This window comes from Photorhabdus heterorhabditis, from assembly GCF_001280945.1.
GTDB lineage: Bacteria > Pseudomonadota > Gammaproteobacteria > Enterobacterales > Enterobacteriaceae > Photorhabdus > Photorhabdus heterorhabditis.
This window is the reverse complement of the sequence record NZ_LJCS01000149.1, coordinates 1-1886: the sequence shown is the minus strand read 5'-3', so window position 1 is coordinate 1886 and position 1886 is coordinate 1. Positions and strand designations below refer to the sequence as shown.

Genomic DNA, 1886 nt, shown 5'->3' with positions numbered 1-1886 from the left:
CCGGGGCGGCTTCGGGTGAGCTGGCGGCGCAGGTCCTGATTAAGCAACTTTACGGTGATGGGGCCAAAGTCAGTGAGTTAACGGAGGAGCAGAAGCAAACTATCAGCACCCTTTCCACCCTGGCGGCGGGATTAGCCGGCGGCATTGCCGGTGACTCCACCGCCAGCGCCCTCACTGGGGCGCAGGCCGGGAAGAATGCAACCGATAATAATTTCCTGGGAAAACTGGTAACAGAAGGGTGTGCAATAGCTGCTCCGTGTCGAGCCAAAGTGGCAGAAAAAGTCCTGGAGATAGGCGTTAAGGCGGGTATAACCGGAATAGTGGCAAAGGAAATCGCTGATAAGATTTCTTCAGAAGACTTAGACCATCTGATTATGCTTCAGATGATGGGAAATGATGAAATCACACAGAGTTACCTAAATACACTTCAGGATAAATACACTCAAGTTGTTGATCCAGCTAATCTGCCAACACATACAGGTGGTAATCAGTCTGACGATATAAGGAAATACCCTAATCATACCGGTGGAAACCAACAGTTAGAGCCGGGTAGTATACCGAACCATACAGGCAATGGGGAAAACCAGTCTGGTGTTGCGTCAAATCATACCGGTAATACGGAAGGTAAGCCGGATGTAGGTGGTAATACGACGGTGACCCCAATTCCTGATGGCCCGAAAAAAGATGATTTTATTTATCAGGCCAAAGGAGAAAAACCAGAAAACTATTCTCCTGTAGGAGCAGGTAGGTCAGGTGCATTTAATGAAGCAAAACGTCGCTCAGGAATTCCTATTGGAAAACATCCGGATAGAGTATTGCCAAATGTTGATAAGCGAGGAAGGCTCCAGCCTGGAAAAATTTATGAATTTGATGTTCCTAAAGCAGGAGGGGGAACTAAAACAATACAAATTAGGGATGATGCCAAAGGTCATGATTTTGGAATAAACGATCCCCAGAATAGAGGGCCTCATTTTAATGATGAAAAAGGGAATCACTATGACTACTGACATGATAGTTAGATATGCTACTGATATCTGTAAAAATAACGATATCACTAATTTTAGTTCTTTATTTATTACAGAAATGAATATTGAAGCGGTAAGTTGGGAACTATTAGATATAAATCGTGAAAGAGGTTTTGTACCACTTTTTACGAAAATGGTAGAGACGCTAGAAATGTATGATGATAGAAGTTCTATTTGTTTATATATAGAACTATCTGGCGTTCAACCAGATACATCTATTACTCGGTATAAACAAGCTTGGGGATTATTAAAATCAAGAGGAAATGATACAGAATTCGCGTTAAAAAAACAGAATGTTATGGTTCAGTCTTCACAGGGCTTGACTTTATCAGGGTTATGTCACTTTTATCTTTCCAATTTAAAAACAGCGGCAAAGTTAGTATTAACTGAAAAGAAAACATATTTGGCACTTATCCCCGACGAAAATATTTATGAGAGGTTAGATATAACACAAATTCGACATATTTCAGATTGGGCAAATTTCATTTGGCAACATAATGGAATCGTTTTAATGATATTAGGTGCTTTCGATGATCTTGGCTGTGAGATTGTTGCACTAGGAAGGAATGAGAATATTTTTTCTCTAACAAAAGGTTGTGGATAATAATGCACTAAGCTTGCCCAAAGGGCTGGCGGATTACGGTCGGTCAGCATCCAGTCTGGCTACCGCTATGCTAAATGAAGGTAAATCCCCTCAAGAGATTTCGGCAGCATTGTCAAAACATGCCAAAGGTGATCACCCGGAAGGACAAGATCCGGTAAGAGGATTATTAGTCGCTTGGGGAGCAGGAATGTCCACGGTAGCAGCACCACTGCTACTACCATCAGGAGCAACAGTGGGAAGTATTTTTGCTGGAGGTA

Annotated in this window: 2 protein-coding genes and 1 pseudogene; all 3 read left to right on the top strand. The window is 42.3% G+C overall.

Translation table 11 applies throughout. The features are described from left to right. On the top strand, nt 1–1007 hold a 1007-nt coding region (locus AM629_RS24440; protein WP_200905782.1), incomplete at its 5' end, for a VENN motif pre-toxin domain-containing protein. Beyond that, nucleotides 997–1629: a hypothetical protein gene (locus AM629_RS20960; protein WP_054481726.1), complete on the top strand. Its 633-nt coding sequence runs from the start codon at nt 997–999 to the stop codon at nt 1627–1629. The genes AM629_RS24440 and AM629_RS20960, both read left to right, overlap by 11 nt. Beyond that, nucleotides 1622–1886, top strand: a pseudogene (locus AM629_RS20955) (hypothetical protein); the annotation flags it as partial. The gene AM629_RS20960 and the pseudogene AM629_RS20955, both read left to right, overlap by 8 nt.

What these genes read in the sequence shown, in the direction of transcription:
- AM629_RS20960 (WP_054481726.1), top strand. Translation starts at nt 997, where the DNA reads ATGACTACTGACATGATAGTTAGATATGCTACTGATATCTGTAAAAAT.